This is a genomic window from Mesorhizobium sp. WSM3862, assembly GCF_002294985.1.
In the GTDB taxonomy this organism is placed as follows: domain Bacteria; phylum Pseudomonadota; class Alphaproteobacteria; order Rhizobiales; family Rhizobiaceae; genus Mesorhizobium.
Genome location: NZ_NSGE01000005.1, coordinates 79,001 through 102,381 on the forward strand (window position 1 = coordinate 79,001; position 23,381 = coordinate 102,381).

Below are 23,381 nucleotides of genomic sequence, written 5' to 3' on the forward strand. Positions count from 1 at the left end.
TGCTCCGGAGCACGGGTTATAGCGATGAGCGACAAGAAGGCCAGCAACCAGATGTGGGGCGGACGTTTTGCCTCGGGTCCGGCCGCGATCATGGAAGCGATCAACGCATCGATCGCCTTCGACCGCAAACTCTACGCGCAGGACATCCGCGGCTCGATCGCCCACAGCGAGATGTTGGCTGAAACGGGCATTATTTCGGCCGCCGATCAAGAAAAAATCGCTCACGGCCTGAACACGATCCTGAAAGAGATCGAGGCCGGGAAATTCGAATTCTCGACCAAGCTCGAAGACATCCATATGAATGTCGAAGCGCGTCTGGCCGATCTGATCGGGTCGGCTGCCGGCCGCCTGCATACCGCCCGCTCGCGTAACGATCAGGTGGCGGTCGATCTGAAACTCTGGGTCAAGGAGGAATGCCAGCGCGTCGCCCAGGCGCTGAAGGACCTCATCGGCGCCTTTCTCGAGCGCGCCGAGGAGCACGCCGCGACGGTCATGCCCGGCTTCACCCATATGCAGGCCGCGCAGCCGGTGACCTTCGGTCATCATTGCATGGCTTATGTCGAGATGTTCGGCCGCGATCTGTCACGTGTCCGCGACGCCATCGAGCGCATGGACGAAAGCCCGCTGGGCGCCGCCGCGCTGGCCGGCACGAGCTTTTCCATCGACCGCCATATGTCGGCGAAGGCGCTCGGCTTCCGCGAGCCGATGCGCAATTCCCTCGACAGCGTGTCGGACCGCGATTTCGCGCTCGACTTCCTGTCCATCGCCGCGATCTGCGGCACGCATCTGTCGCGGCTCGCCGAGGAGATCATCATCTGGTCGACGCCGCAATTCGGCTTCGTCCGGCTCTCGGATAGCTTCTCCACCGGCTCCTCGATCATGCCGCAGAAGAAGAACCCGGACGCCGCCGAACTGGTGCGCGGCAAGACCGGCCGCGTCAATGGCCATCTGGTCGGCCTGCTGACGGTGATGAAGGGCATGCCGCTGACCTACGGCAAGGATATGCAGGAGGACAAGGAATCGGTCTTCGACGCCGCCGAGACGCTCGACCTGATGCTGGCGGCGACCACCGGCATGGTGCGCGACATGACCGTGAACACGGCCGCCATGAAGAAGGCCGCCGGCGCCGGTCACGCCACCGCCACCGACCTCGCCGACTGGCTGGTGCGCAATCTCGGCCTGCCCTTCCGCGAGGCCCATCACGTCACCGGCCGCGCCGTCGCGCTCGCCGAGGAGAAGAAGGTCGGGCTGGAAAAGCTCTCGTTGGAGGACCTGCGCTCGATCCATCCCGGCATCACCGACGGCATCTTCTCCGTGCTTGCCGTGCAGAATTCGGTGAAGAGCCGGACCAGCTTCGGCGGCACCGCGCCGTCGGAGGTGAAGAAGCAGATCCGCTATTGGAAAAAGCGGCTCGCCAAGGCGTGATGCCGGGATGCAATGCGCCGAAAACTCGGCTAAAAGCGCGGCTGGACAAAACAGTTTCGAACGGATGGATCGATGACCCGAGGCAGGATTTTGGTGACGCTCGCGCTGCTGGCGGCGGTTGTCACCGTCACGGCCTGCGGCAGGAGAGGCGGCCTCGATACGCCTTACGAGGCTGCCGTGCAGGCGCGCAAGGATGCGGAGCGAGCCAAACAGCCGCTGCCGCCCGAGCCTGAGAAACCGGTCAAGGACAAGAAGTTCATTCTCGACCCCTTGCTCTAGAGCCGAGGAGATCATCCGATCTCATCGCGCTCCAATTTTCGGACCTCTCCCCGTGAACCATTTCGACTACCGCGACGGCGTTCTCTACGCCGAGGATGTGGCAATCCCCGACATCGCCGCCAGCGTCGGCACGCCGTTTTACTGCTATTCGACCGCGACCCTGACCAGGCATTTCCGGGTCTTCAAGGAAGCTTTTGCCGGTCTCGACGCGCTGGTCTGCTACGCGATGAAGGCGAATTCCAACCAGGCCGTCCTGAAGACCCTGGCAAGACAAGGCGCCGGCGCCGACGTGGTGTCGGAAGGTGAACTGCGGCGCGCTTTGGCCGCCGGCATCCCCGCGAGCAAGATCCTGTTTTCCGGCGTCGGCAAGACCGCGCGGGAAATGGACTTCGCCCTCAATGCCGGCATCCTCTGCTTCAACGTCGAGTCCGAACCCGAACTCGAACTGCTGTCGGCGCGCGCCACAGCGCTCGGCAAGGTGGCACCCGTCTCGCTGCGCATCAACCCGGACGTCGACGCCAGGACCCACAAGAAGATCTCCACCGGCAAGGCCGAGAACAAGTTCGGCATCCCGTGGCAGCGGGCGCGCCAGGTCTATGCCCGCGCGGCGGAGCTGCCGGGCATCAAGGTCACCGGCATCGACACCCATATCGGCAGCCAGATCACCGAACTGCAGCCTTTCGACGACGCTTTCGCGCTGCTGGTGGAACTGGTCGGCGTGCTGCGCGCTGACGGACACGCCATCGAGCATGTCGATCTCGGCGGCGGCCTCGGCATTCCGTACCGCGTCGACAACAGCCCGCCGCCCTTGCCCGACGCCTATGCCGAGATCGTCAGGAAGCATGTCACCCGGCTCGGCCTGAAGGTGATGTTCGAGCCTGGCCGGCTGATCGTCGGCAATGCCGGCATCCTGGTCTCGGAAGTGATCTATGTGAAGGAAGGCGACGCCAAGAACTTCCTCGTCGTCGATGCCGCCATGAACGACCTGATCCGGCCGACGCTTTATGACGCCTTCCACGACATCAGACCGGTGGTGCAGCCGCCGGCTGCCACGCCGCGCATGAAGGTCGATATCGTCGGCCCCGTCTGCGAGACAGGCGATTTCCTCGGCCTCGACCGCGATCTCCCCAGGCTGAAGGCCGGCGACCTCATCGCCGTCTCCACGGCCGGCGCCTATGGCGCGGTGCAGGCCGGCACCTACAACACAAGGCTCCTGGTGCCCGAAGTGCTGGTCGACGGCGACCGTTTTCACGTCGTACGGCCGCGCCCGACCTATGAGGAGCTGATCGGGCTGGATTCATTGCCCGAGTGGCTGAAATAGAAGCACGAGGGTCCCGCGCTCAAAGGAGCAAGCCATGCTGGAGACTGGAGCTATCACGCGGGATCGCATCGCCGCGGTGGAACCGCACATCCGCCCGTTCGTCCGCCACACGCCGGTGCTGCGCGTCGACATGGCTGACTTCGGCCGGCCGGCCTTTCCGGTCGATCTGAAGCTCGAATGTCTGCAGCATTCCGGCTCGTTCAAGGCGCGCGGCGCCTTCACCAACCTGCTCGAGCGGCAGGTGCCCGCAGCGGGTGTGGTCGCCGCCTCCGGCGGCAATCATGGCGCCGCCGTCGCCTATGCCGCCATGAAGCTCGGGCACAGGGCCACCATCTTCGTGCCCGAGGTCAGCCCGCCGGCAAAGCTCGAGCGCATCCGCAGCTACGGCGCCGAGCTGGTGGTCGGCGGTGCGCGCTATGCCGAGGCGCTGGCTGCCAGCGAGGATTTTGCCGAACGAACCGGCGCCCTGCAGATCCACGCCTTCAACCAGGAAGAGACGCTAATCGGCCAAGGCACTCTCGGGCTCGAGATCGAAGCCGATCTGCCGGAGATCGACACACTGCTTGTCGCGGTCGGCGGCGGCGGCCTGATCGGCGGCATCGCCGCCTGGTTCGCTGGCCGCATCCGCATCATCGCCATCGAGCCCGAGGGCGCGCCGACGCTTCACCGCGCCTTCGAAGCCGGCAAGCCGGTCGATGCACCGGCCGAGGGCATCGCCGCCGATTCGCTGGCGCCGAAGCGCGTCGGCGAAATGATGTTCCCGATCGCGAAAGCCTTCGTCGAGCGCTCGATCCTGGTCAGCGACGACGACATCGTGGCGGCGCAGAAAGCGCTCTGGGACCGCACGCGAATCATCGCCGAGCCGGGCGGGGCCGCTGCCTTTGCGGCGATGCTTTCCGGTCGCTACGCGCCGGCTCTCGGCGAGCGCGCGGCCGTCCTGGTCTGCGGCTCCAACACGAATCCCGCGAATTTCTGATCGTAAAGGCGGCGAACCCTTCACAGATTTTGGAACCCGCCTCGCCTTCGCCGTGTTTGGTGTTATCCTCTGCTCATGAGGTCCGGGCGATCCTGCCCGGGCAGGAAGGGCCGATGACGGAACGACCCATTTCCAGCGGCGAACGCGGTCTGGCCGGGCGCCTTGCCTTGAGCCGGCTGGCGACGCGGGCCTCGATGATCTTCGAGCGCGGCTGGCCGTTGCTGTTGCCGCTGGCGGTGGTCGCCGGCCTGTTCCTCAGTGTCTCGTGGCTGGGCTTGTTCCAGCGCCTGCCGGATCTGGCGCGGATCGGCCTCCTGATCCTCTTCTCCATCTCGGCGCTCGCCGCGCTCTTTGCGCTGCGCTTCTTCCGCATTCCTTCCGCCGCCGAGGTCGACCGGCGCATCGAGGCAGCGAACGAGCTGCTGCACAGCCCCGTGCAGGTGCAGACCGACCGGCCGAGCGGCGCGGACAGCCTCTTCTCGCAGGCGCTGTGGCGCGAGCACCAGAAGCGCATGGCCGAGCGGCTCTCCGGCCTGGGCGCCGACCGGCCGCGCACAAGCGTGCCGGATTATGACCGCTGGGGCCTGCGGGCTGTGGTGGGGCTGCTGTTCGTCACCGCTTTTGCCTTCTCGTTCGGACCTTTCGGCGGCAGGATCAGCGACGGCTTCGTCGCCAGCGCCGCGCGCGATAGTGTGCCGCCGCGCATCGATGCCTGGGTGACGCCGCCGTCCTATACCGGGAAGCCGCCGCTGTTCTTGACCGCCGACGTGAACCAGGCCGCGCAGGTCTTCAGCGTCCCAGAGGGCAGCGACGTCTCGCTGCGCGTCACCGGCGGAACCGGCGAAGAGACGCTGAGCTATGCCGACGCGAACGGCAACGATCGCGCCATCGAGCCGGCTGCGCCGAAGGGCGCCGCGCCAGCCGCGGCGCAGCCGGGGTCCCCAGCCGGGCTCAAAGTGCGCCAGTTCTCCGGCAAGCTGAACACCAACGGCACGCTGCGGCTCAAGTCCGGCGAGGACGACCTCAGCCACTGGGCCTTCGCCATCATCCCGGACAAACCACCGACGATCCGTTTCGTCGGCGAGCCCAAGCGTGCCGTCAATGGCGCTATCGAGCTCAACTACCAGATCGACGACGACTATGGCGCGGCCTCCGCCAAGGCCGTCTTCGAGCTGTCTGAGCCGCCGCCGGCCAATGCGCATCCGCTCTACGGCCCGCCCGACATGCCGCTGACGCTGCCGCGCCGCGGCGGCAAGGCGAACGCGGCCAAGACGACCAAGGATCTGACCGAGCATGTCTGGGCCGGCAGCACCATCAAGCTGACGCTCACCGCCACCGACGATGCCGGCCATACCGCCACCAGTGAGACCAAGACGCTGGTGATGCCGGAGCGGCCCTTCTCCAATCCGCTGGCCCGCGCTGTGATCGAGCAGCGCCGCCTGTTGGCGCTCGACGCCAACGCCAAGCCGCGCGTGCTCGACCTGATGGACGCGATCACCCTGCGCCCCGAGGATACCTTCGACAACATGTCGCATTACCTGGCGATCATGAGCGCGAGGAGCCGGCTGAAGCTTGCCGAGAACGACGACCAGCTACGCAACGAGGTGGCTTATCTGTGGGAGATCGCGCTCGGCATCGAGGAAGGCAATCTGTCGGCCGCCGAGCGTCGGCTGCGCCAGGCGCAGCAGGCGCTACAGGACGCCATCAAAAACGGCGCCAGCGACGAAGAGCTCGAAAAGGCGATGAAGGAACTTCGCGAGGCGATGAACCAGTTCCTGCAGGAATTCGCCCAGCGCGCCCAGCAGAACCCGAACGCGCCGCAGATGCAGCAGAACGGTCGGGAACTGCGCCAGAGCGACATCAACCGGATGATGGACGAGATCGAGAATCTCGCCAAATCCGGCGACCGAGACCGGGCCCAGCAGTTGTTGTCGGAACTGCAGGACATGATGAACAACCTGCAGGCCGGGCGCCAGCAGCAGGCCGGCGAGCAGGACAGCGAGATGCGCCAGCAGATGGACAAGCTGGGCGAGATCATGCGGCGCCAGCAGGAGATGATGAACGATACCTTCCGCCTCGACCAGATGCAGCGCGGCGATCGGCAGCGCGGTGCAAATCGCGACGAGCAGCTGGGCGAGGATGGCGAGCAGTCGCAGGATGGGCAGAAGCCCGGTGATGACCGCGACCCGCTCGGCCGGCCGAAGCAAATGACGCCGCAGGAATTCGCGGATGCGCTGAAGCAGCTGCAGGAAGGTCAGGGCCAGCTGCAGAGCGAGCTCGACAAGCTGAAGAAGGGCCTCGAAGGCATGGGCATGCAGCCCAATGAGGGCTTTGGCGAGGCCGGCAAATCCATGGGCGATGCCGAGCAGGCGCTGGGCGAAGGCGAAGGCGACCAGGCGGTCGGCCACCAGGGCCGCGCGCTGGAGGCGCTGCGCCGCGGCGCCAAGGAGATGATGAAGCAGATGCAGGCCATGCAGGGCGACCAGGGCGGCAGCGAACAGGGCGGACGTCAGCAGGACGCCGACCGCGACCCGCTTGGCCGGCCGCGCGCCACGAAGGGCCCCGACGACGGCAACTCCGTCAAGGTGCCCGACGAGATCGACGTGCAGCGCGCCCGCCAGATCCTCGAAGCGATCCGCAAGCGCCTCGGCAACGCGCTCAGCCCGGACATCGAGCGCAGCTACCTCGAACGCCTGCTCGAACTGAAATAGCGCCCACACCGGTCACCGCCGACATGCCGAAGCTTGGAACCGTCACGCCGATCCTGCGCATGTTCGATACCGTCAAGGCGCGAGAGTTCTATCTCGACTTCCTCGGTTTCGAGGTCCGCTTCGAGCATCGCTTCGACGACAACGCGCCGCTCTATATGGGCGTCGCCCGCGACGGCTGCGAGCTGCATTTGAGCGAGCATCATGGCGACGGCTCGCCCGGTGCCAATATACGCATCGAAGCGACCGGCATCATTGAGCTGCATCGCGAGTTCAAGGCCAAGAACTACCGCTTCAACAGGCCGGGCCTTGAGACGACGCCTTGGCAGACGAAGGAGGTCACGGTGATCGATCCGTTCGGCAATCGCCTGACCTTTTTCGAAAGAGACTGAGGTAGCGGGCAGCCGCAGGTCGCTCTCGCCACACGCATTGCAGGCCGCGCTGCCTACCGGTATCGTCATCGTCAAGGGAGACTGGCGATGATCGACTTCTGGTTCTCCATCGGCAGCACCTACACCTATCTTTCGGTGATGCGTCTCGCCGAGGTTGCGGCTGAGACCGGCATCGAGTTCCGCTGGCGACCCTTCAATGTGCGCGCCATCATGATCGAGATGGACAACATTCCCTTTGCCAAGAAGCCGGCGAAGGCGGCTTATATGTGGCGCGACATCGAGCGCCGAGCGGCGATGTACAGGATGGTGCCGAAACTGCCGGCCCCCTACCCGCTGGCCGAGCTCGAACGCGCCAATCGCGTGGCTCTCATCGCGGCGCACGAGGGCTGGTGCGAAGCCTATGCCCGGGAAAGCTACCGGCGCTGGTTCGAAATGGGTGAGCCGGCGGGTAGCGAGCCAAACATTTCGGCGAGCATCGAGAAGGCCGGACAGAAAGCGGAGCCGGTTCTTCGGCGGGCCGACAGCGATGACGCCAAGGCCGAGCTCGCGGCCGCGACGGAGCAGGCCAAGGCGCTCGGCATCTTCGGCTCGCCGAGCTTCGTCGTCGACGGCGAGCTGTTCTGGGGCGACGATCGCCTTGAGGATGCCATGCGCTGGCTCAAGCAGATGGAGAGCGGACCGCCGGATTGAGCGGACCGTTTCGTAAGTCAAAGACTGACTGTTGCCTGTGCCTGCCTGGTCAGCATGAAAGCCTCACGGATCGCGTTTTCCATCCCGTCGATCGCTTCGCCCGTCGCCAGCGGATTGCGGTGCAGCACCACATTCGAGGAATCGATGTCGCCGAAGCCGTCGGCGGCGGTCAGCTCGCGGCAATCGGGCGGGATGTTGCTGCGCGAGATCGGTGCGATCGCCAGGCCAGAAGTGACCGCCAGCGTCAGGCCGCCATTGGTGTCGCTGGTGTAGGCGACGCGGTAGTCGAGGCCGCGCTGCTGCAGCGACTTGATCGCGAAGTCCCGGCACCAGCCATTGCGGCTGTAAAGCGCGATCGGCACCGGCCGCTCCTCATGCATGTGATGCAGCGTTGACGTCACCCATACCGTGGGATCGTGCATCAGCACATCGCCGCCGGAAAAACCTTCCCACTCGAACACCACCGCAAGGTCGAGTTCGCCGGCCGCAAGCGCCCTCACCTGCGAGTCGGAATGCGCGTAACGCACCGTGACCTCCACGCGCGGGTGGCGTTTGGCGAATTCGCCAAGTGCCCGCGACAAGATCGACCGTCCGTATTCGGCAGGAATGCCGATGCGCACCAGCCCGCCGAGCGGCGGCGCGACCAGCGATGCCGCCGTCTCGTCGAGCAGCGAGACGATGCGGCGGGCGTTGGCGATCAGCTCGCCGCCGCGACGTGTCAGCGCCACCCCGCGAGAGCCGCGTTCGAACAGGCTGTCGCCCACCATGTCTTCCAGCTTCTTCATCTGCATGGACACCGCCGACTGGGTGCGTCCGGCCTTTTCGGCCGCCTTGGTGAAATTGCCGGTCTCGGCCACCGCCACGAAGGTGCGCAGGAGGTCGCTGTCGAGGGTGGGCTTCATCGATGCCGCCATAAGAAATTTTTATTGCTGGTATCATTCCAATTCGTTTGCAACATGTCAAACGCCGCAGGATAGTTGCTCTACCCATTGGATATGCGGCCGTGAGATTCGGCCGCGGACCAATTCGAAGAGTCCTCACTCGTGCCCGCTGCCCGAAACGGTGGCGGGCTCTTTTTCACTGGAACGAACATGCAGAACCGGATGGTGCTTGGCATTTTGAGCCTCTGCCTCGGCGTTCTCGTCTTTTCGTTGCAGGACCCGCTGGTGAAGGCGGTTTCGGGCAGCTATCCGGTGACGGAAGTGATGGCGATCCGCGCCCTCGTGGCGCTGCCGATCCTGGTCGTTATCGTCCAGGCCGATGTCGGCCTGACAGCCTTGCTGTCGAAACGAGCGGGCATGCTGACGCTGCGCGGCTTCATCCAATTCAGCTCCTACACCGTCTACTATCTGGCGATTGCCGCCCTCTCGCTGGCCGACGCGATAGCGCTCTATTTCATGGCGCCGCTCTTTATCATGTTGCTTGCCGGGCCTTATCTCGGCGAGCACGTCTCCGGGCGGACGCTGACGACGGTGCTGATCGGCCTCGTGGGAGTGGTCGTGATGTTGCGTCCGGGCGCCGGATTATTCGACTGGGCGGCACTGCTGTCGCTCGGCTCGGCATTCCTCTACGGGTTCTCGCAGCTGATGGCGCGCCGGATCGGCGAGACCGAATCCTCGACGGTGATGGCCTTCTACCAGAACGGCGCCTATCTCACCGGCGCTGTGGCGGTCGCCGCGGTGTTTCATCTTGCCGGCATCACCCATGCGGGCCACCCGAGCCTCGACTTCCTGGTGCGGCCCTGGGTCTGGCCGGCGCTGCCGGACTTCCTGAAGATGGCGGCCTGCGGCTTCGTTGCCTCCGCCGGCATGATCTTGCTGTCGCAGGCCTACCGGATGGCGCCCGCCAACCGGGTCGCAACCTTCGAATACACGGGCATCCTCTGGTCGCCGCTGTGGGGCTTCCTGTTCTTCGCCGAGATCCCGCGGTCAACGACGGTGCTGGGCGCGGCGCTGATCATCGGCGCCGGTCTGGTTGCACTCAACGGTGAGCGCCGACGCGGCGCAGCACCTGCAATCGCAGCGACCGGCGATGCCGTCTAAACGATCAAGCGAAGCAGCTTAATGCCCGTCCGACGCGGGCGCGTATTTCGGCAAGCGTGAACGGCTTCTGCACGACGTCGAGGATGATGCCGTTCAATTCCTCGGCGCGCTCGCGCTGGTCGGCATAGCCGGTCATCAGCATGATCTTCATGGCCGGAAACTGTTTTGCCGCCGCGGTCGCCATCTCGATGCCGTCCATCTCCGGCATGCGGATATCGGATACCACGAGATCGTAGCTGCCGCGCTGCTGGCGGATCAGGGTGAGCCCCTGCGCGCCATCGGCGGCGATGGTGACACTGTGCCCATCACGCTCCAGCGCGCGGGCAGCGAGGGTGCGGACGGATTCATCGTCCTCGACGATCAAAAGCTTTGCCATGCCGAGATAGATGCCGCCGAAACGTTGACGTTTTCTGAAAATTTGAAACGTCCATGCGGCCTTTTCGGCGCGACCTTACTTGTCCTCTTTCACGACCCCGACAAACGGCAATTCCCGGAAAGCATGCGCGACGTCCATGCCGTAGCCGACGACGAAATAATCGGGGCAGTCGAAGCCGACATAATCGGCGTTGAGCGTGGTCTGGCGGCGCATGCGCTTGTCGAGCAGCACCGCGATGGCGCAGCTCCTGGCGCCGCGCGACAGCATCAGGTCGCGGGTGAAGGAAAGCGTCTTGCCGGATTCGAGGATGTCGTCGATCAAAAGAACGTCGCGGCCGGCGACCTCGTTGTCGATGTCGCGCAGCACCTTGACCTCGCCGCTTGTGGTGCCGGCGCCGTAGCTGGAGATGAAGATGAATTCGACCTCGGGCGACAGGCCGACATCGTGCATGGCGCGGATAAGATCGGCGGCAAAGACGAACGAGCCTTTCAGGATCGATATCACAAGCAGGTCGTGATAGTCGCGCCCGGCGATTTCCTTGGCGAGCTCGAGATTGCGCCGGGCGATCGCCGACGCCGAAAACAGGACCTCGATGTCCTTGCCGCGTACAACTGGCATAGCTTTTTCCTTCAGAATCGCCTGCAACGCCGGAAGGGCTAGGTTCATCAATATTCAGGGCAGCCGAACCCAAAATAGCGGGTTCCGAGAACCGGTGCAGAGCGTACTCAAGCACGTGAGCACCTAAGCGCAGGAAACCACTAATTGCAGGCCGGCATCACCTGAATATCGATGCACCTACCCGGCGAAGGTGACGGATACGGCCTTCACGCCGTTTCTAGGGACATCGAGCCGGCTGGAAAAGCCGAATCTTTCGCCGGGCGCCAGCGAGCGGTTGGATGTCCCCAACCTGTAGCGGATGACATTGCTGGCATTGTCGGTGACGCGGATCTCGAGCGGCGGCAGCGACTCCGCCCGTACGCCGTCATTGGCGGCCTCGCCGTCGATGAACAGGATGGGCTTCAGCCCCGAGGCATCGATTCGCGACGTCACACCGGAAATGCTGAGCGCGCTTGCCGGCTGCGCAGCCGCCCAGAAGGGGCTCTGACGCACCAGGGCATGTCCGCCCGACACCCAGAAAGCCACGAGTGCGGCGCCCACTCCGGCGGCCCAGAAGATTGGATCGCCACGCGAGGCCGGCCGCGCCGGCGCGGCCTCCGGTTTGCGCAGCATGCCCATGCCAGCGATGGATGGCGTCGAGGGCGCTTGCGGCGGCAACGGCGCCGCAATCGGTTCCGAACGGGCGGCGAATCGCGGCAGCACCACATAGTCGGCATCGACGACATCGGTGTCGAGGATGACGCGCTCCGGCGCGGCCTTTGTCGCCGTGCCGGTCATGATTTCGCCGGAAACAGAGCGCGCGGTTCTATCCTCAGCCATTACGGCCCCAGTGCAATCTTCGTTGCTTTTGGGTAAACGCAAATGGTTAACGCTTCCCCACCGGAACTGCTGTGAAACGTCGAAAGCGCGCAGAAATTAACCAACGATTAACCATGCCGGCCGATGGTCTTGGCAGAGAACAGGCTGGCGGGATGCCGCCTAAGGTTTCAGGTCGCCGAACGTGATCCGCTTCGAAAATGTCGGCCTCCGCTATGGCATGGGTCCGGAGATCCTCCGCGACATTTCCCTGCACATTCCGGAGCGCTCCTTTCAGTTCCTGAGCGGCCCCTCGGGCGCCGGCAAGACCACCTTGCTGCGCCTGCTTTTCATGTCGCTGAAGCCGACGCGCGGCCTGATCACCATTTTCGGCAAGGATCGTTCGCGCATCTCGCGCGGCGAGTTGCCGCTGCTCAGGCGCCGCATCGGCGTGGTGTTCCAGGATTTCCGCCTGCTTGACCACATGACCACTTACGAGAACGTGGCGCTGCCGTTGCGCGTGCGCGGGCGCGAGGAGGCGAGCTATCGCACCGACGTCGCCGAGCTCCTGAAATGGGTTGGCCTCGGGGAGCGCATGCATGTGCTGCCGCCGGTGCTGTCGGGCGGCGAGAAGCAGCGTGCTGCGATCGCTCGCGCGCTGATCGAGCAGCCGGAGATCCTGCTTGCCGACGAGCCGACCGGCAACGTCGATCCGCCACTGGCGCGCCGGCTGCTGAGGCTCTTCATCGAGCTCAACCGGCTCGGCACCGCCGTGGTGATCGCAACCCACGACCTCGGCCTGATGGAGCAGGTCGATGCGCGGCGCATGATTCTCGCCGGCGGAAGGCTGGACGTCTATGACTGAGCTTCCGGCCGATCACCTGCACGAGGAAGCCGCCGAGACGCCGGCTGCCGTTCGCCGTGTCCAGCGCAAGATGGCGCCGATCGTGCCGGCGCACAACATCGCCGGCAGAGCCCTGGTGCTGGTCATCGCCATCATGACCTTCCTGTCCTGCCTGACCTTCGGCGCCGTGACGCTGGTGCGTGACACCGCCTCGGTGTGGGAGAACCAGATCTCGCGCGAGGCGACGATCCAGATCAAGCCCGTCGAGGGCCTCGACATGGAAGCAGCCCTCGCGCAGGCCTCTGAGATCGCCAGCGAGTTCCCGGGTGTGAAGGGTACGAGGATCGTCGACCGCGATGCGACGGCGCGCCTTTTGGAGCCGTGGCTGGGCACCGGCCTCAACATCGATGAACTGCCGGTGCCGCGCCTCATCGTCGTCACCATCGACGAGGCCAATCCGCCCGACTTCGCGGCCATGCGCGCCGCGATCACGCCCAAGCTGCCGAGCGCCGCGCTCGACGACCATCGCACCTGGGTCGACCGGCTGGTCGCCATGGCGCATACGACGGTGACGATCGGCTTTGCCGTTTTGGCGCTGATATTGTCGGCGACGGTGCTGACGGTGGTGTTCGCCACGCGCGGCGCCATGGCCGGCAACGGCCACATCATCGAGGTCCTGCATTTTGTCGGCGCCGAGGCCCGCTTCATCGCGCGCGAATTCCGTTGGCATTTCCTGGTCACCGGCATGAAGGGCGCCGCCGCCGGAGGTGCCGCCGCTATCTTGGTCTTCATCGTCTTTTCCTGGTGGTCGTCGCGCAACATGGCGACGCCTGAGGCCGACCAGGCGACCGCGCTGTTCGGCAATTTCGCGATCGGCTCGACCGGCTATCTCGGCGTCGCCCTGATGGTGCTGGTGATCGGCGCGCTGACCGCGGCGACCTCACATGCCACGGTCGTCGCCTATCTCAGTGAGATCGACATCCGGCAGCCGGAGGCAAGCTGATCATGACGCGAAACCAAGTGTGGCGCGAATGCAAGAGTTGGCAAGTTGGGTTTCCAATGCGACCCGGACCCTACAAGTGCATGATCACGCAAGGGAAACTGCCGTAACGCAATGTGCGCCGTGCTATCTATGAAAGGCGACGTTTCAGAGTTAACCATTGGATGTTTTCAGGATTAACCTGGGGATGATGGACGCGCGGGACTCGATCGGAACGGCTGGACGGATGCCAGCGGCGCTTACGCGCGGTGCTGCGTCTGCAAGAACCGGTCGTCTCAGATTTGCGCTTCGTCTCTGCGGTTTCTTCGTGCTTGCCCTGCTGGCGCTTTTCGCCGGCGGCTTCGGCTGGTTTGCCGACAAGGTCAGCAACATGACGACGCCGGTCAATCCGGCCAGGGCCGACGCAATCATCGTGCTCACCGGGGGCCAGTCGCGACTCGACGCCGCCATGGATCTGCTGGCATCAGGCAAGGGCGAGCGGCTCTTGATCAGCGGTGTTCACCCCACCGCCAGCCGCCGCCAATTGCAAGCGGCAATGGGCGGCGACAAGCAGTTGTTCTCCTGCTGCGTCGACATCGACCGCGCCGCGCTCGACACGATCGGCAATGCCGAGGAGAGCGCCAAATGGGTGGAAAGCCACGCCTATGGCAGCATCATCGTCGTCACCAACAACTACCACATGCCGCGCAGCCTGCTCGAGATGGGCCGGCTGCTGCATGGCGCGCGGCTTGAGCCCTATCCGGTGGTCAACAACAAGCTCGGCAATGGCAGCTGGCTGACCAAGCCGGAAGCGCTGCGCGTGCTGCTCACCGAATACAGCAAATATGTGCTGGCGCTGGCGCGCGGCATCGTCCCGCTTCGGCCGACCACCGAGGGCGTCACGCTCGCCGAAGCCTCTACGGTGAGCAAGAACTAAGCTTCGCCAGACGCGCTGTTGCGCAGGCGTGCGATCTCCTGCTCCAGACCGGCAATGCGTCTATCCCGCTCGGCAAGCGCCGCGGCCACATCCGCCGCCTCGAAGCGCTGCGGAATGTGCTGCGGGCAATTTGCATCCCAGGCCGTGACGCTGAGCAGGATCGCCTGCTCTGGCCGCGCCTTGTAGTTGGCCGGCATCAGCCTCGCCGTCAGCTCCGCATCGTCCTCGACGACGCGCGCTGTGCCCCAGATCTTGATGCGCTGCCGAAGCATGTAGTCGATCAGGAACAGGAAGGCCTGGGCATTGTCCGCAAGATTGCCCTGGGTGATGAACTGCCGGTTCCCCGAGAAATCGGCAAAGCCGATCGTATGCCCGTCCAGCACCTTCAGGAAGCCGGCTGGCCCGCCGCGATGCTGAACATAGGGTTGACCTCCGCCATTGGCTGTCGCCAGGAACACGCTGGTCTGCGCCTCGATGAAGGCGGCGAGGTCGGGCGTGATCGTCGCCCGCCAGCCGCCGCGCTCCTCGACCCGCGCATAAGATGCGCGCGAGCCCTTGCGGGACTGGATGGCCTTGACCGTAGGGGTAAAGGCGACGTCGCTGGTGAAGGCGTCCATGGCGGCGGTCCTCTGCCAAAGTGGAACGACATGTAGCCCCTTCCGAAATCCGGAGGTAGAAGGCATAGTTGCAATCCATCCTTCCACATTTCGGAAGAATAGATGGACCGCCTCGACGCCATGTCCTTGTTCGTAGCCACGGTGGAGGCCGGCAGCCTTTCCGCCGTCGCGCGACACGCCGGCGTACCGCTCGCCACCGTCAGCCGCAAGCTCTCCGAACTGGAGAGGCACCTCAACACGCGTCTGCTCAACCGCTCGACGCGGCGCCTCACCTTGACGGACGCTGGTCGTTCCTATCTCGCCGCCTGCCGCCGTATCCTCGATGAGGTGGGCGAAGCCGAACGAGCCGCCGCTGGCGAATATTTGAGCCCGACCGGCGAGCTGGTGATCACTGCGCCGGTCGTCTTCGGCCGCCTGCATGTGCTGCCGGTCGTCACAGATTTTCTGGCCGCCTATCCCGACGTCGACATCCGCCTGACGCTGTCCGATCGGATCACGCAACTGATCGAGGAGCATATCGATCTTGCCGTGCGCATCGGCGAGCTGCCGGATTCGGCCATGGTCGCAGCGCGCGTCGGCCAGATCCGCCGCATCGTCTGCGCCAGCCCGGCATATCTTGCGAAGCATGGCACGCCGTTCGAACCGCGCGACCTTTCAGGCCACAACTGCATCACCTTCGAAGGGCTTGCCTCTCCCGCGACGTGGAGCTTCGGCACCGACAAGAGCGAAACCGTGGTTCCGGTCCGCTCGCGGCTGCAGCTCAACACCGCCGAGGCAGCAATCGATGCGGCGATCGCCGGCCTCGGCCTGACGAGGGTGCTCTCCTATCAGGCGGACGCCGCGGTGCGCGCCGGCGCGCTCCATGTCGTGCTCGAGCCGTTCGAGCCGCCGCCATGGCCGGTCAATCTCCTGCATGCCGGTCAGGGCCTGCTGCCGGTGAAGCTGCGCGCCTTCCTCGATTTCGCGGCGCCCCGCCTGAAGGAGCGGCTGGCGCGCTCGCTGTGATGCGCCCCACCGTCGCGCCGTTTCCTTTTTGCCCGCGCTTGGTGTAACCAACGCTCACTTCCACACCGGGCCCTTTCCCGCATGCTCATTATCCGCTCGCTGGCGTTCAACCTAGCCTTCTATCTCAGCCTGGTCGTTCAGATGATCTTCTGGACGCCCTTCTATTTCCTGTCGCCCCGCCACCGCGCCTGGTTCGTGCCGAAATTCTGGTCGCGCACCTCGATGTGGCTTTACGACAAGATCGCCGGCACCAGGAGCGAAATCACGGGCGCCGAGAACCTGCCTGAGGGGTCCTTCATCCTGGCGCCGAAGCATCAGTCCTTCTGGGACGCGATCGCCTTTTTTCCTTATCTCGACGACGCCTTGTATATCCTGAAGCGGGAACTGACCTGGATCCCCTTCTTCGGCTGGTACATCATGAAGATGCGCATGATCCCGGTCGACCGCGGCAGCCGCTCCAAGGCGCTGAAAGCGGTCGTTGCCGCGACAAGGCAGGAGATGGCGCGCAACCCGCGTCAGCTTATCATCTACCCGGAAGGCACTCGTCGCCCACCGGGCGCCGAGCCGTCCTACAAATACGGCATCGTCGAGCTCTATACCCAGCTGGGCGTTCCCGTGGTGCCGGTCGCCCATGTCGCCGGCCTCTACTGGCCGCGCCGCAAGTTCATGCGTTATCCGGGCACCATAAAGGCCCGTTTCCTGCCGCCGATTCCTCCGGGGCTCGACAAGGAGGAGTTCATGCAGCGGCTGATCGGCGAGACCGAGACCGCCTGCGACGAGCTGCTGGTCGAGGCCTCGCGCGCGCCGAACCCGCCGCCGATGCCGCCGACGGCGGTGAAGCGGCTGGCGGAGCTCGGCGCTGCGGCAAAGGCCTGAGCTCCCCTTACGGCAGCCCCGCCAGTGCAGTCGTCAGCACCAGCGTCGCCGCGAAGACGAGATTGATGATCCGCGACGCCAATGGATCGCGCAGCAGCCTCGCGAAAATCGTCCCAGCGAGAAGCCAGAGCACATGAATGGCGACGATCATCGCTGCCAGCACCAAAAGTTTTGGCCGACATCCCGAGCCCGTCGACCGTGGATGAAGCTCCCGCGAAGACCGCGCCGATCGCCACATAGGCTTTCGGGTTGGCGACGGCGAGCATGAAGCCGCCGAAGAAGGTGGGACGCGCCGCCGCATTGCCGACTTGGGCAAGCGGCGGCGCTGTCGCGATCCTGAAGGCAAGGTAGAGGATATAGAGGGCCGAAGCGACAGTCAGCAACGGCGCCAGCCCCGGCACCGAGGCGAGCATGCCGAATATCCCGGCGGCCACAACCAGGAGCACGGCCGTCGTTCCAAGCACGATGCCGAACGTATAACCCAGCGAAGGCCGCAGCCCGAAAGCGGCGCCGACGGCGGTGACGCTGATCGTCGCCGGACCTGGGCTACCCATGACAACGGTCGCCGCCATGACCAGCGCCAGCACCTGCTGCCAGGGCTGCGCTTCGGACAAAACGTCTCCGACCATGCCGAACCTCAATTCCTGCCGCGATCGGGCAGGAATTATCGCGAGGCACCGAAAAGGTCTTGAACGATCGTGTGGGGGACCTGCTGCACCAACGCATGTTGGATCCAGGTCAGGCCGGCATCCGCCTGAATATCGACACGCCTTAAGCGCTGGCGCGATCGAGCGCTGCGATGTCGTCGGCGGAAAGCTTGAGCGATGCTGCGCGGATCAGGCTTTCCATCTGTGCGGGCGTGGTGGCGCTGGCAATCGGCGCGGTGATGCCCGGCCGCGCCATGATCCAGGCGAGCGCCACTTCGGCCTGCTTGGCCGAATGGCGCCCGGCCGCGGCATCGAGCGCGGAGAGAATGCGCATGCCGCGTTCGTTGAGATACTCGGCCACGTCTTCGCCACGCTCGCTCCGGCCAAGGTCGGCCTTGCTGCGGTATTTGCCGCTGAGAAACCCCTTGGCCAGGCCGAAATAGGTGATGACGCCGAGGCCTTCCGCCTTGCACAGGTCGAGCAGCGGGCCGTCCAGGGAAGAGCGATCGTACAGATTGTATTCGGGCTGCAGAACCTCGTAACGCGGCAGGCCCCGCAGGCTGGCGACATCGAGGGCCGCGCGCAATTGCCCCGCATCGAGATTGGAGCAGCCCGGATAGCGGATCTTGCCCTTCTCGAGCAGGCGCTGATAGGCGCCGAGCGTTTCCTCGTAAGGCGTGGCCGGGTCCGGCCAGTGCGACAGATAGAGGTCGATGACGTCGGTCTGCAGCCGCTTGAGCGATTGGTCGACCGCCTTTTCGATATAGGCTGCGGAGAGGTCCCGCCTGCCCTGTCCCATGTCGGAGCCGACCTTGGTGATGACGACGATGCTGTCCCGGTTGCCGCGGCTCTTCATCCAGTTGCCGATGATGGTTTCGGATTCGCCGCCTTTGTTGCCCGGCGCCCAGCGCGAATAGGCGTCCGCCGTGTCGACTGCGTTGAAGCCGGCCTCGGCAAAGCGGTCGAGCAGGTCGAACGAGGTCTTCTCGTCGGCGGTCCAGCCGAAGACGTTGCCTCCAAGGACCAGCGGCGCGATGGAAAGGTCGGTGCGACCGAGACGGCGTTTCTGCAAGACTGATCTCCGTGATGCTGGGAAGGGCCTGGGTGCCCAGAGGATGGATTGCGGCTAACCTAGGTCGTGCCTTGCCCAGGTCAAAGGCATGGTTTTGCTTTTTGATCGGGCCAGATCTTCACGAAGGCGCGACCTGCCGCCCCACCTCTTCCAGCCAGTGGTCGCGGATGCCGAGCGCCCTCAGATGCTCCACTGTGCTCAGGACATAGTCTTCGTTCCTGCCCGATTGGCCCACGGCGCCGCGCACGACTTTTGCCGCATGGTCGGCGTCGAGCCCGCCGGCATATTGCTCATGCGCGCGGTCGACGATGTAGGCGACCGCTTCGACCGTTCCGCCTTGTCCCGCCCCATCCAGCCGGACATCGAGGGTGCGTTCGAGATAGACGCTGGTCACCAGCTCGCGCTCGCGCAGATAGGAAAGCACTTCGTCACGCAAATCGCCGGGCACGCGGAAGGCGAGCCCGACGCAGGAGCCGCCGCGGTCGAGGCCGAGCACCAGGCCCGGCCGCTCACGCGTACCGCGATGGACGAAGGAATAGACGCAGAGCGACCGGCGGAAGCCGTAAAGACGGGCGCGCCGCGTCTCGACATGTGCGAAACCGGGCCGCCAGATCAGCGACCCGTAGCCAAAAACCCAAAAATCGCCCATATCGCCAAGCCTGATTGCATTCGAGTGACGACACCACACCAGTAAGGTGCTTCTTCTGTCCCCGCTTGTCGTGCGTAAGAACAACCACCCGCTCGCCGCATGAGCGGGTTAACGAGAGCCGCAGCATGACGTCAAGTGACGAGCGATCGCGCAAACCTCGCCGCCGGCTGTTCTGGCTTGCGGCGTTCATCTTGGTGCTGTTCGCGCTCTACAGCGGCGGATGGTTCTATCTCGCCGGCAAGGTCAAGACCGAGGCCGAGCGGGCCGTGGCCGAGCTTGGAGGCAAGGGCATCAAGGCCGACTGCGCCAATCTCACGGTCAGCGGTTATCCACTGGACTTCACGGTCGCCTGCGACAGCCTGGCCTATCAGGACGATGCCAGGAATGTAGCGGCCTCGACCGGCGATATGAACGTCGTCGCTCGCATCACCCAGCCTCTGTCGCCCGTGGCGAACCTGCGCGGGCCGTTGCGGACTGTGGCGCCGGGCATGCCGCCGCTTTGGCTCGACTGGGACAAGCTGCACGCCACGGTCAAGCTGTCATGGCCGCTTCCGCGCCGCATTTCGCTTCAGGCGGAAGGCTTGTCTGGACAGACCGATCCGGCCGACGACACCGATCCCGTGCAGCTGTTCAGCGCCGGCCAGGCGGCCGGCCAGCTGCAGCCGAACGGCCAGGACCTCGTCTATACCGGCAGCTTTGGCGACCTGAAGATCGACGCGGAAGCTGTCGGCGGACGCGTGCTGCCGGAACTCGACGGCGCCGGCGAAGCGACAGTGAAGAACGGCGTCGCGCTGATTAAGGCGCCGCCGAAAAGCCTGCGCGGCCAGTCGGTCGAGATTGCCAGCCTCGACGTGTCATCAGGCACGGCGCGCGTAACTGTGTCCGGGCCGATCTCGATCGACGCCGACGGCCTGATCGATGCAAATCTGTCGATCAAGCTGAAGGACCCAAAGGCCGTAGCGGCGATCCTCGCCGGCGCCATTCCCGAGCACAAGAGCGAGATCGAGCAGGGTTTTGCCGGCATTGCCATGCTCGGCAACCAACCGTCCATGCCGCTCAAGATCGTGAAGGGTAAAGCTTCGCTTGGCTTCATCCCGCTCGGCAAGATCAAGCCGGTCGATTGAGACTGCGATGGCCGGACCGATCAAACTGCTCAGCGTCGGCGCGTTCACCCTCGACACGATCCTGCGTGTCGAGATGCTGCCCGCGCATCAGGGCAAGTTCATCGCCAGCGACGGTGTCCAGATCGCCTCCGGCATGGCGACGAGTGCGGCCTGCGCCGCGCATCGCCTCGGCGCCGATGTGTCGCTTTGGGCGAGCGCGGGAGACGATGCGGTCGGCGACCGGCTGATCGCCGAGATCGAGGCGGAAGGCGTCGACTGCAGCCTGGTCCGCCGCGTCGCCGGCGCGCGCTCGGCGCTGGCCGCGATCCTGGTGGATGCCCATGGCGAGCGCATCATCGTGCCCTTCTATGACAGCAGGGCGCAAGCCGATCCCGACACGCTGCCGCTTGCCGAATTTTCCGCCTTCAACGCCGTGCTGGTGGACGTCCGCTGGCCGGGCGCCGCCGCACTTGCCTTGGCAGCCGCGCGGGATGCCGGCCGTCCGGCGATCCTCGACGCCGACACGGCGCCGATCGACGTGCTCGAGCGGCTTTTGCCGTTGGCCTCGCACATCGTCGCCTCGGAGCCGGCGGCGCGGATCGTCTGCGGCCATGCGCTCGATCCGGAAAGCGCATGCGCCGATCTCGCCTCGCGCACCGACGCCTTCGTTGCGGTAACGGGCGGCGCTGCCGGAACCTGGTGGCATGACCGGGGAACCGGTCGCGTCCGGCATGTCGAGGCGCCGAAGGTCAAGGCGGTCGACACGCTCGCCGCCGGCGACGTCTTCCACGGCGCCTTCGCCGTCGGGCTTGCCGAAGCCATGCCGCCCGAGCAGGCGCTGCGCTTTGCCAGCGCCGCCGCCGCGCTTAAATGCCTGCGCTTCGGCGGCCGGCTCGGCGCTCCAAACAGAGCCGAGACAATGGCCATGATGGCGGCGCACTGGCCCCCATCGGGACAGATCGAGCAGAAGGCCTAGGGCTTGGCCCGCGGGTGCTCTACGGCCTGACGGCCGAAATCCGGGACATCGATATCCTGGCCGGCCTCGATGATCGAGCGGCGGATGGCGCGCGTGCGGGTGAACAGGTCGAACAGCTTTTCGCCGTCGCCCCAGCGGATCGCCCGCTGCAGCGAGGCCAGATCCTCCGAGAAGCGCGCCAGCATTTCCAGGATCGCGTCCTTGTTATGCAGGCACACGTCCCGCCACATGGTCGGGTCGGAAGCGGCCAGTCGGGTAAAGTCGCGAAAACCGGAAGCGGAATATTTGATGACTTCCGTCTTGGTCACCGATTCCAGGTCGTCGGCGGTGCCGACGATGTTGTAGGCGATGATATGCGGCAGATGCGAGACGATGGCCAGGGTCATGTCGTGATGCTGCGGGTCCATCGTGTCGATGTTGGAGCCGCAGCGCCGCCAGAATTCGGAGAGCTTTTCCAGCGCCTCCGGATCCGTGCCCGGCAGCGGCGTGAAGATGCACCAGCGGTTGTCGAAGAGATCGGCGAACCCGGCATCCGGCCCGGACTTTTCCGTGCCCGCCAGCGGGTGCCCGGGGATGAAATGCACACCGACGGGCACATGCGGCTGCATTTGCGCGATCACCGAAGCTTTGGTTGAGCCGACATCGGTAAGGATCGCGCCTTTCTTCAGCGCCGGCGCGATTTCGGCCGCGACCTCGCCGGACGAGCCGACCGGAACCGAGACGATGACGAGATCCGCGTCGCGCACTGCGTCTTCGGCCTCGGTCGTGTAGGAATCGCCGAGACCCAGTTCCTCGGCGCGCTTGAGCGTCGATTGGCTGCGCGTCGCGATAGCGATGTGGCGCGCCAGGCCTTCGCGGCGGATGACGCGGGCGAGCGACGAACCGATCAGGCCGATGCCGACCAGCGCTATTCTTCCGAACATCGGTGCTGTCATGGTGCTTCAGCTTTTCAGAAATGTCTTGAGCGCCTCGACGACGCCGCGATTGGCCTCCTCGATGCCGATGCTCATGCGCAGCGCGTTGGGAAAGCCGTAGCCGGTGACGCGCCGCAGGATGTAGCCACGCGCGCTGAGATAGTCGTCCGCGGCCGCTGCCGAATGCTTTTTGTTGTCGGGGAAGTGGATCAGCACGAAATTGCCGACGCTGGGCGTCACGCGCAGCCCGAGCCCGGTCAGTTCCTCGCTGACCCAGGCAAGCCACTTCTCGTTATGCGCCACGCTGCGTTCAATATGGGCGCGGTCGCGGATGGCCGCGATACCGGCCTCGATCGCGGTCGCATTGACGTTGAAGGGCCCGCGCACCCGGTTGATGGCATCGACGAAATGCGCCGGTCCGTACATCCAGCCGATGCGTGCGCCGCCGAGGCCGAGCTTGGAGAAGGTGCGGGTCATGACCACGTTCTCCGAGCTCCCGGCCAGCTCGATGCCGGCTTCATAGTCGTTGCGCCGCACATATTCGGCATAGGCCGCGTCGAGCACCAGGAGCACGCTCTTGGGCAGTCCGGCATGCAGCCGGCGCACCTCCTGGAACGGCACATAAGTGCCGGTCGGATTGTTGGGGTTGGCGAGGAACACGATCCGCGTCGCCGGCGTCACCGCGGCGAGGATTGCGTCGATGTCGGCGCGCTCGTCCGTCTCCTTGACCGCCACCGGCTTGGCGCCGGCGGCTTGGATATAGTTCTTGTAAACCATGAAGGCGTGTTCGGTGAACACGGCCTCGTCTCCCGGCGCGAGATAGGTCTGCGCCAGCAGCCCCAGGATCTCGTCGGAGCCATTGGAGCAGACGATGTTTGCCGGATTGAGGCCGTGCACATCGGCGATCGCCTCGCGCAGCCGGCGGGCGGAGCCGTCGGGATAAACGTCCAATTTGGCAGCCACCTCCCGGGCGGCCTCGATCGCCTTCGGCGAGGGCCCGAGCGGATTCTCATTGGACGACAGCTTGTAGACCTTCGTCACGCCGGCCGGCGCGGTACTTTTTCCCGGCACATAGGCCTCGATGTCCATGATGCCCGCGCGGGGCGTCGGACGTGGCTGATCCTGCTTCATGTCACAAAT

Annotated in this window: 24 protein-coding genes and 1 pseudogene; 15 read left to right on the top strand and 10 right to left on the bottom strand. The window is 65.1% G+C overall.

Going from position 1 to position 23,381, the window contains the following annotated elements; all coding sequences use genetic code 11:
- Positions 1-24: 24 nt before the first annotated feature.
- The 7 genes from argH (at position 25) to CK224_RS16065 (ending at position 7,791) form a co-directional block, all read left to right on the top strand.
- A complete protein-coding gene (gene argH, locus CK224_RS16035; protein WP_095782429.1) occupies positions 25-1,425 on the top strand; it encodes an argininosuccinate lyase in 1,401 nt (466 codons plus the stop codon).
- 72 nt (positions 1,426-1,497) lie between these two features.
- Complete coding sequence (locus CK224_RS16040) at positions 1,498-1,704, top strand: lipoprotein (protein ID WP_066990222.1); 207 nt, start codon at positions 1,498-1,500, stop codon at positions 1,702-1,704.
- Between the two features lie 52 nt (positions 1,705-1,756).
- On the top strand, positions 1,757-3,025 hold the full coding sequence (lysA, locus tag CK224_RS16045; RefSeq protein WP_095782430.1) for a diaminopimelate decarboxylase: 1,269 nt from the start codon (positions 1,757-1,759) through the stop codon (positions 3,023-3,025).
- Positions 3,026-3,059: 34 nt separating this feature from the next.
- Positions 3,060-4,001, top strand: coding sequence for a threonine/serine dehydratase (locus CK224_RS16050; protein ID WP_095782431.1), 942 nt, complete (start codon positions 3,060-3,062; stop codon positions 3,999-4,001).
- Between the two features lie 113 nt (positions 4,002-4,114).
- A complete protein-coding gene (locus CK224_RS16055) occupies positions 4,115-6,712 on the top strand; it encodes a TIGR02302 family protein (RefSeq protein ID WP_095782432.1) in 2,598 nt (865 codons plus the stop codon).
- 23 nt (positions 6,713-6,735) lie between these two features.
- Complete coding sequence (locus CK224_RS16060) at positions 6,736-7,101, top strand: glyoxalase superfamily protein (protein WP_066990233.1); 366 nt, start codon at positions 6,736-6,738, stop codon at positions 7,099-7,101.
- Between the two features lie 87 nt (positions 7,102-7,188).
- A complete protein-coding gene (locus CK224_RS16065) occupies positions 7,189-7,791 on the top strand; it encodes a 2-hydroxychromene-2-carboxylate isomerase (RefSeq protein ID WP_095782433.1) in 603 nt (200 codons plus the stop codon).
- Between the two features lie 17 nt (positions 7,792-7,808).
- Here CK224_RS16065 and CK224_RS16070 read toward each other — a convergent pair whose 3' ends face one another.
- The gene (locus CK224_RS16070; RefSeq protein ID WP_095782779.1) at positions 7,809-8,693 is read right to left on the bottom strand and encodes a LysR substrate-binding domain-containing protein; all 885 of its coding nucleotides are present in this window, start codon (positions 8,691-8,693) and stop codon (positions 7,809-7,811) included.
- Positions 8,694-8,882: 189 nt separating this feature from the next.
- Between CK224_RS16070 and CK224_RS16075 the strand changes: the two genes are divergently transcribed.
- Positions 8,883-9,833, top strand: a complete 951-nt coding sequence (locus tag CK224_RS16075) for a DMT family transporter (protein WP_095782434.1) — start codon at positions 8,883-8,885, stop codon at positions 9,831-9,833.
- Positions 9,834-9,837: 4 nt separating this feature from the next.
- Here the strand turns inward: CK224_RS16075 and CK224_RS16080 are convergent, their stop codons facing one another.
- From CK224_RS16080 to CK224_RS16090, 3 genes are all read right to left on the bottom strand, one after another.
- Positions 9,838-10,209: a response regulator gene (locus CK224_RS16080; RefSeq protein ID WP_067319126.1), complete on the bottom strand. Its 372-nt coding sequence runs from the start codon at positions 10,207-10,209 to the stop codon at positions 9,838-9,840.
- A gap of 75 nt (positions 10,210-10,284) precedes the next feature.
- Positions 10,285-10,827: a hypoxanthine phosphoribosyltransferase gene (gene hpt, locus CK224_RS16085; RefSeq protein WP_095782435.1), complete on the bottom strand. Its 543-nt coding sequence runs from the start codon at positions 10,825-10,827 to the stop codon at positions 10,285-10,287.
- Between the two features lie 177 nt (positions 10,828-11,004).
- Positions 11,005-11,646 carry a hypothetical protein gene (locus CK224_RS16090; RefSeq protein WP_095782436.1) on the bottom strand — a complete coding sequence of 214 codons (642 nt, stop codon included), beginning with the start codon at positions 11,644-11,646 and terminating at the stop codon, positions 11,005-11,007.
- 181 nt (positions 11,647-11,827) lie between these two features.
- On the opposite strand from CK224_RS16090, the gene ftsE reads away from it, so the two are divergent.
- The 3 genes from ftsE (at position 11,828) to CK224_RS16105 (ending at position 14,382) form a co-directional block, all read left to right on the top strand.
- Complete coding sequence (ftsE, locus tag CK224_RS16095; protein ID WP_095782437.1) at positions 11,828-12,487, top strand: cell division ATP-binding protein FtsE; 660 nt, start codon at positions 11,828-11,830, stop codon at positions 12,485-12,487.
- On the top strand, positions 12,480-13,469 hold the full coding sequence (locus tag CK224_RS16100) for an ABC transporter permease (protein ID WP_095779349.1): 990 nt from the start codon (positions 12,480-12,482) through the stop codon (positions 13,467-13,469). The genes ftsE and CK224_RS16100 overlap by 8 nt, the downstream gene beginning before the upstream one ends.
- Positions 13,470-13,653: 184 nt before the next feature.
- Entirely contained in the window at positions 13,654-14,382 is a 729-nt protein-coding gene (locus tag CK224_RS16105) for a YdcF family protein (RefSeq protein WP_066990251.1), read from the top strand.
- Here the strand turns inward: CK224_RS16105 and CK224_RS16110 are convergent.
- On the bottom strand, positions 14,379-14,999 hold the full coding sequence (locus CK224_RS16110) for a pyridoxamine 5'-phosphate oxidase family protein (protein ID WP_095782438.1): 621 nt from the start codon (positions 14,997-14,999) through the stop codon (positions 14,379-14,381). The two genes, CK224_RS16105 and CK224_RS16110, sit on opposite strands and share 4 nt — an antisense overlap.
- A gap of 102 nt (positions 15,000-15,101) precedes the next feature.
- On the opposite strand from CK224_RS16110, the gene CK224_RS16115 reads away from it, so the two are divergent.
- Both CK224_RS16115 and CK224_RS16120 read left to right on the top strand, forming a co-directional pair.
- Positions 15,102-16,004 carry a LysR family transcriptional regulator gene (locus tag CK224_RS16115; protein ID WP_095782439.1) on the top strand — a complete coding sequence of 301 codons (903 nt, stop codon included), beginning with the start codon at positions 15,102-15,104 and terminating at the stop codon, positions 16,002-16,004.
- A gap of 81 nt (positions 16,005-16,085) precedes the next feature.
- Positions 16,086-16,880 carry a 1-acyl-sn-glycerol-3-phosphate acyltransferase gene (locus CK224_RS16120; protein ID WP_095779346.1) on the top strand — a complete coding sequence of 265 codons (795 nt, stop codon included), beginning with the start codon at positions 16,086-16,088 and terminating at the stop codon, positions 16,878-16,880.
- 7 nt (positions 16,881-16,887) lie between these two features.
- On the opposite strand, the pseudogene CK224_RS16125 reads toward CK224_RS16120, so the two are convergent.
- The 3 genes and pseudogenes from CK224_RS16125 to CK224_RS16135 all read right to left on the bottom strand — a co-directional run bounded on the left by CK224_RS16125 (position 16,888) and on the right by CK224_RS16135 (position 19,248).
- Positions 16,888-17,509, bottom strand: a pseudogene (locus tag CK224_RS16125) (LysE family transporter).
- Between the two features lie 142 nt (positions 17,510-17,651).
- Positions 17,652-18,599, bottom strand: a complete 948-nt coding sequence (locus CK224_RS16130; protein WP_067319141.1) for an aldo/keto reductase — start codon at positions 18,597-18,599, stop codon at positions 17,652-17,654.
- 118 nt (positions 18,600-18,717) lie between these two features.
- A complete protein-coding gene (locus CK224_RS16135; RefSeq protein ID WP_066990269.1) occupies positions 18,718-19,248 on the bottom strand; it encodes a gamma-glutamylcyclotransferase in 531 nt (176 codons plus the stop codon).
- A 125-nt stretch (positions 19,249-19,373) separates the two neighbouring features.
- Between CK224_RS16135 and CK224_RS16140 the strand changes: the two genes are divergently transcribed.
- Entirely contained in the window at positions 19,374-20,372 is a 999-nt protein-coding gene (locus CK224_RS16140; protein ID WP_066990272.1) for a DUF2125 domain-containing protein, read from the top strand.
- 7 nt (positions 20,373-20,379) lie between these two features.
- Positions 20,380-21,327: a sugar kinase gene (locus tag CK224_RS16145; RefSeq protein WP_095779342.1), complete on the top strand. Its 948-nt coding sequence runs from the start codon at positions 20,380-20,382 to the stop codon at positions 21,325-21,327.
- On the opposite strand, the gene CK224_RS16150 is transcribed toward CK224_RS16145, so the two are convergent.
- Both CK224_RS16150 and hisC read right to left on the bottom strand, forming a co-directional pair.
- Complete coding sequence (locus CK224_RS16150) at positions 21,324-22,262, bottom strand: prephenate/arogenate dehydrogenase family protein (RefSeq protein WP_176477939.1); 939 nt, start codon at positions 22,260-22,262, stop codon at positions 21,324-21,326. The two genes, CK224_RS16145 and CK224_RS16150, sit on opposite strands and share 4 nt — an antisense overlap.
- Before the next feature lie 6 nt (positions 22,263-22,268).
- Positions 22,269-23,372 carry a histidinol-phosphate transaminase gene (gene hisC, locus CK224_RS16155; protein ID WP_095782440.1) on the bottom strand — a complete coding sequence of 368 codons (1,104 nt, stop codon included), beginning with the start codon at positions 23,370-23,372 and terminating at the stop codon, positions 22,269-22,271.
- Positions 23,373-23,381: the final 9 nt, after the last annotated feature.

Bases quoted from the DNA above. Each gene is read 5' to 3' on its own strand.
- CK224_RS16040 (WP_066990222.1), top strand. From the start codon at position 1,498: ATGACCCGAGGCAGGATTTTGGTGACGCTCGCGCTGCTGGCGGCGGTT.
- CK224_RS16075 (WP_095782434.1), top strand. From the start codon at position 8,883: ATGCAGAACCGGATGGTGCTTGGCATTTTGAGCCTCTGCCTCGGCGTT.
- CK224_RS16105 (WP_066990251.1), top strand. From the start codon at position 13,654: ATGATGGACGCGCGGGACTCGATCGGAACGGCTGGACGGATGCCAGCG.
- CK224_RS16090 (WP_095782436.1), bottom strand. From the start codon at position 11,646: ATGGCTGAGGATAGAACCGCGCGCTCTGTTTCCGGCGAAATCATGACC.
- CK224_RS16150 (WP_176477939.1), bottom strand. From the start codon at position 22,262: ATGACAGCACCGATGTTCGGAAGAATAGCGCTGGTCGGCATCGGCCTG.
- CK224_RS16100 (WP_095779349.1), top strand. From the start codon at position 12,480: ATGACTGAGCTTCCGGCCGATCACCTGCACGAGGAAGCCGCCGAGACG.
- CK224_RS16080 (WP_067319126.1), bottom strand. From the start codon at position 10,209: ATGGCAAAGCTTTTGATCGTCGAGGACGATGAATCCGTCCGCACCCTC.
- argH (WP_095782429.1), top strand. From the start codon at position 25: ATGAGCGACAAGAAGGCCAGCAACCAGATGTGGGGCGGACGTTTTGCC.
- CK224_RS16115 (WP_095782439.1), top strand. From the start codon at position 15,102: ATGGACCGCCTCGACGCCATGTCCTTGTTCGTAGCCACGGTGGAGGCC.
- CK224_RS16140 (WP_066990272.1), top strand. From the start codon at position 19,374: ATGACGTCAAGTGACGAGCGATCGCGCAAACCTCGCCGCCGGCTGTTC.
- CK224_RS16050 (WP_095782431.1), top strand. From the start codon at position 3,060: ATGCTGGAGACTGGAGCTATCACGCGGGATCGCATCGCCGCGGTGGAA.
- CK224_RS16120 (WP_095779346.1), top strand. From the start codon at position 16,086: ATGCTCATTATCCGCTCGCTGGCGTTCAACCTAGCCTTCTATCTCAGC.
- CK224_RS16110 (WP_095782438.1), bottom strand. From the start codon at position 14,999: ATGGACGCCTTCACCAGCGACGTCGCCTTTACCCCTACGGTCAAGGCC.
- CK224_RS16070 (WP_095782779.1), bottom strand. From the start codon at position 8,693: ATGAAGCCCACCCTCGACAGCGACCTCCTGCGCACCTTCGTGGCGGTG.
- CK224_RS16135 (WP_066990269.1), bottom strand. From the start codon at position 19,248: ATGGGCGATTTTTGGGTTTTTGGCTACGGGTCGCTGATCTGGCGGCCC.
- hisC (WP_095782440.1), bottom strand. From the start codon at position 23,372: ATGAAGCAGGATCAGCCACGTCCGACGCCCCGCGCGGGCATCATGGAC.
- CK224_RS16060 (WP_066990233.1), top strand. From the start codon at position 6,736: ATGCCGAAGCTTGGAACCGTCACGCCGATCCTGCGCATGTTCGATACC.
- CK224_RS16055 (WP_095782432.1), top strand. From the start codon at position 4,115: ATGACGGAACGACCCATTTCCAGCGGCGAACGCGGTCTGGCCGGGCGC.
- hpt (WP_095782435.1), bottom strand. From the start codon at position 10,827: ATGCCAGTTGTACGCGGCAAGGACATCGAGGTCCTGTTTTCGGCGTCG.
- CK224_RS16065 (WP_095782433.1), top strand. From the start codon at position 7,189: ATGATCGACTTCTGGTTCTCCATCGGCAGCACCTACACCTATCTTTCG.
- CK224_RS16145 (WP_095779342.1), top strand. From the start codon at position 20,380: ATGGCCGGACCGATCAAACTGCTCAGCGTCGGCGCGTTCACCCTCGAC.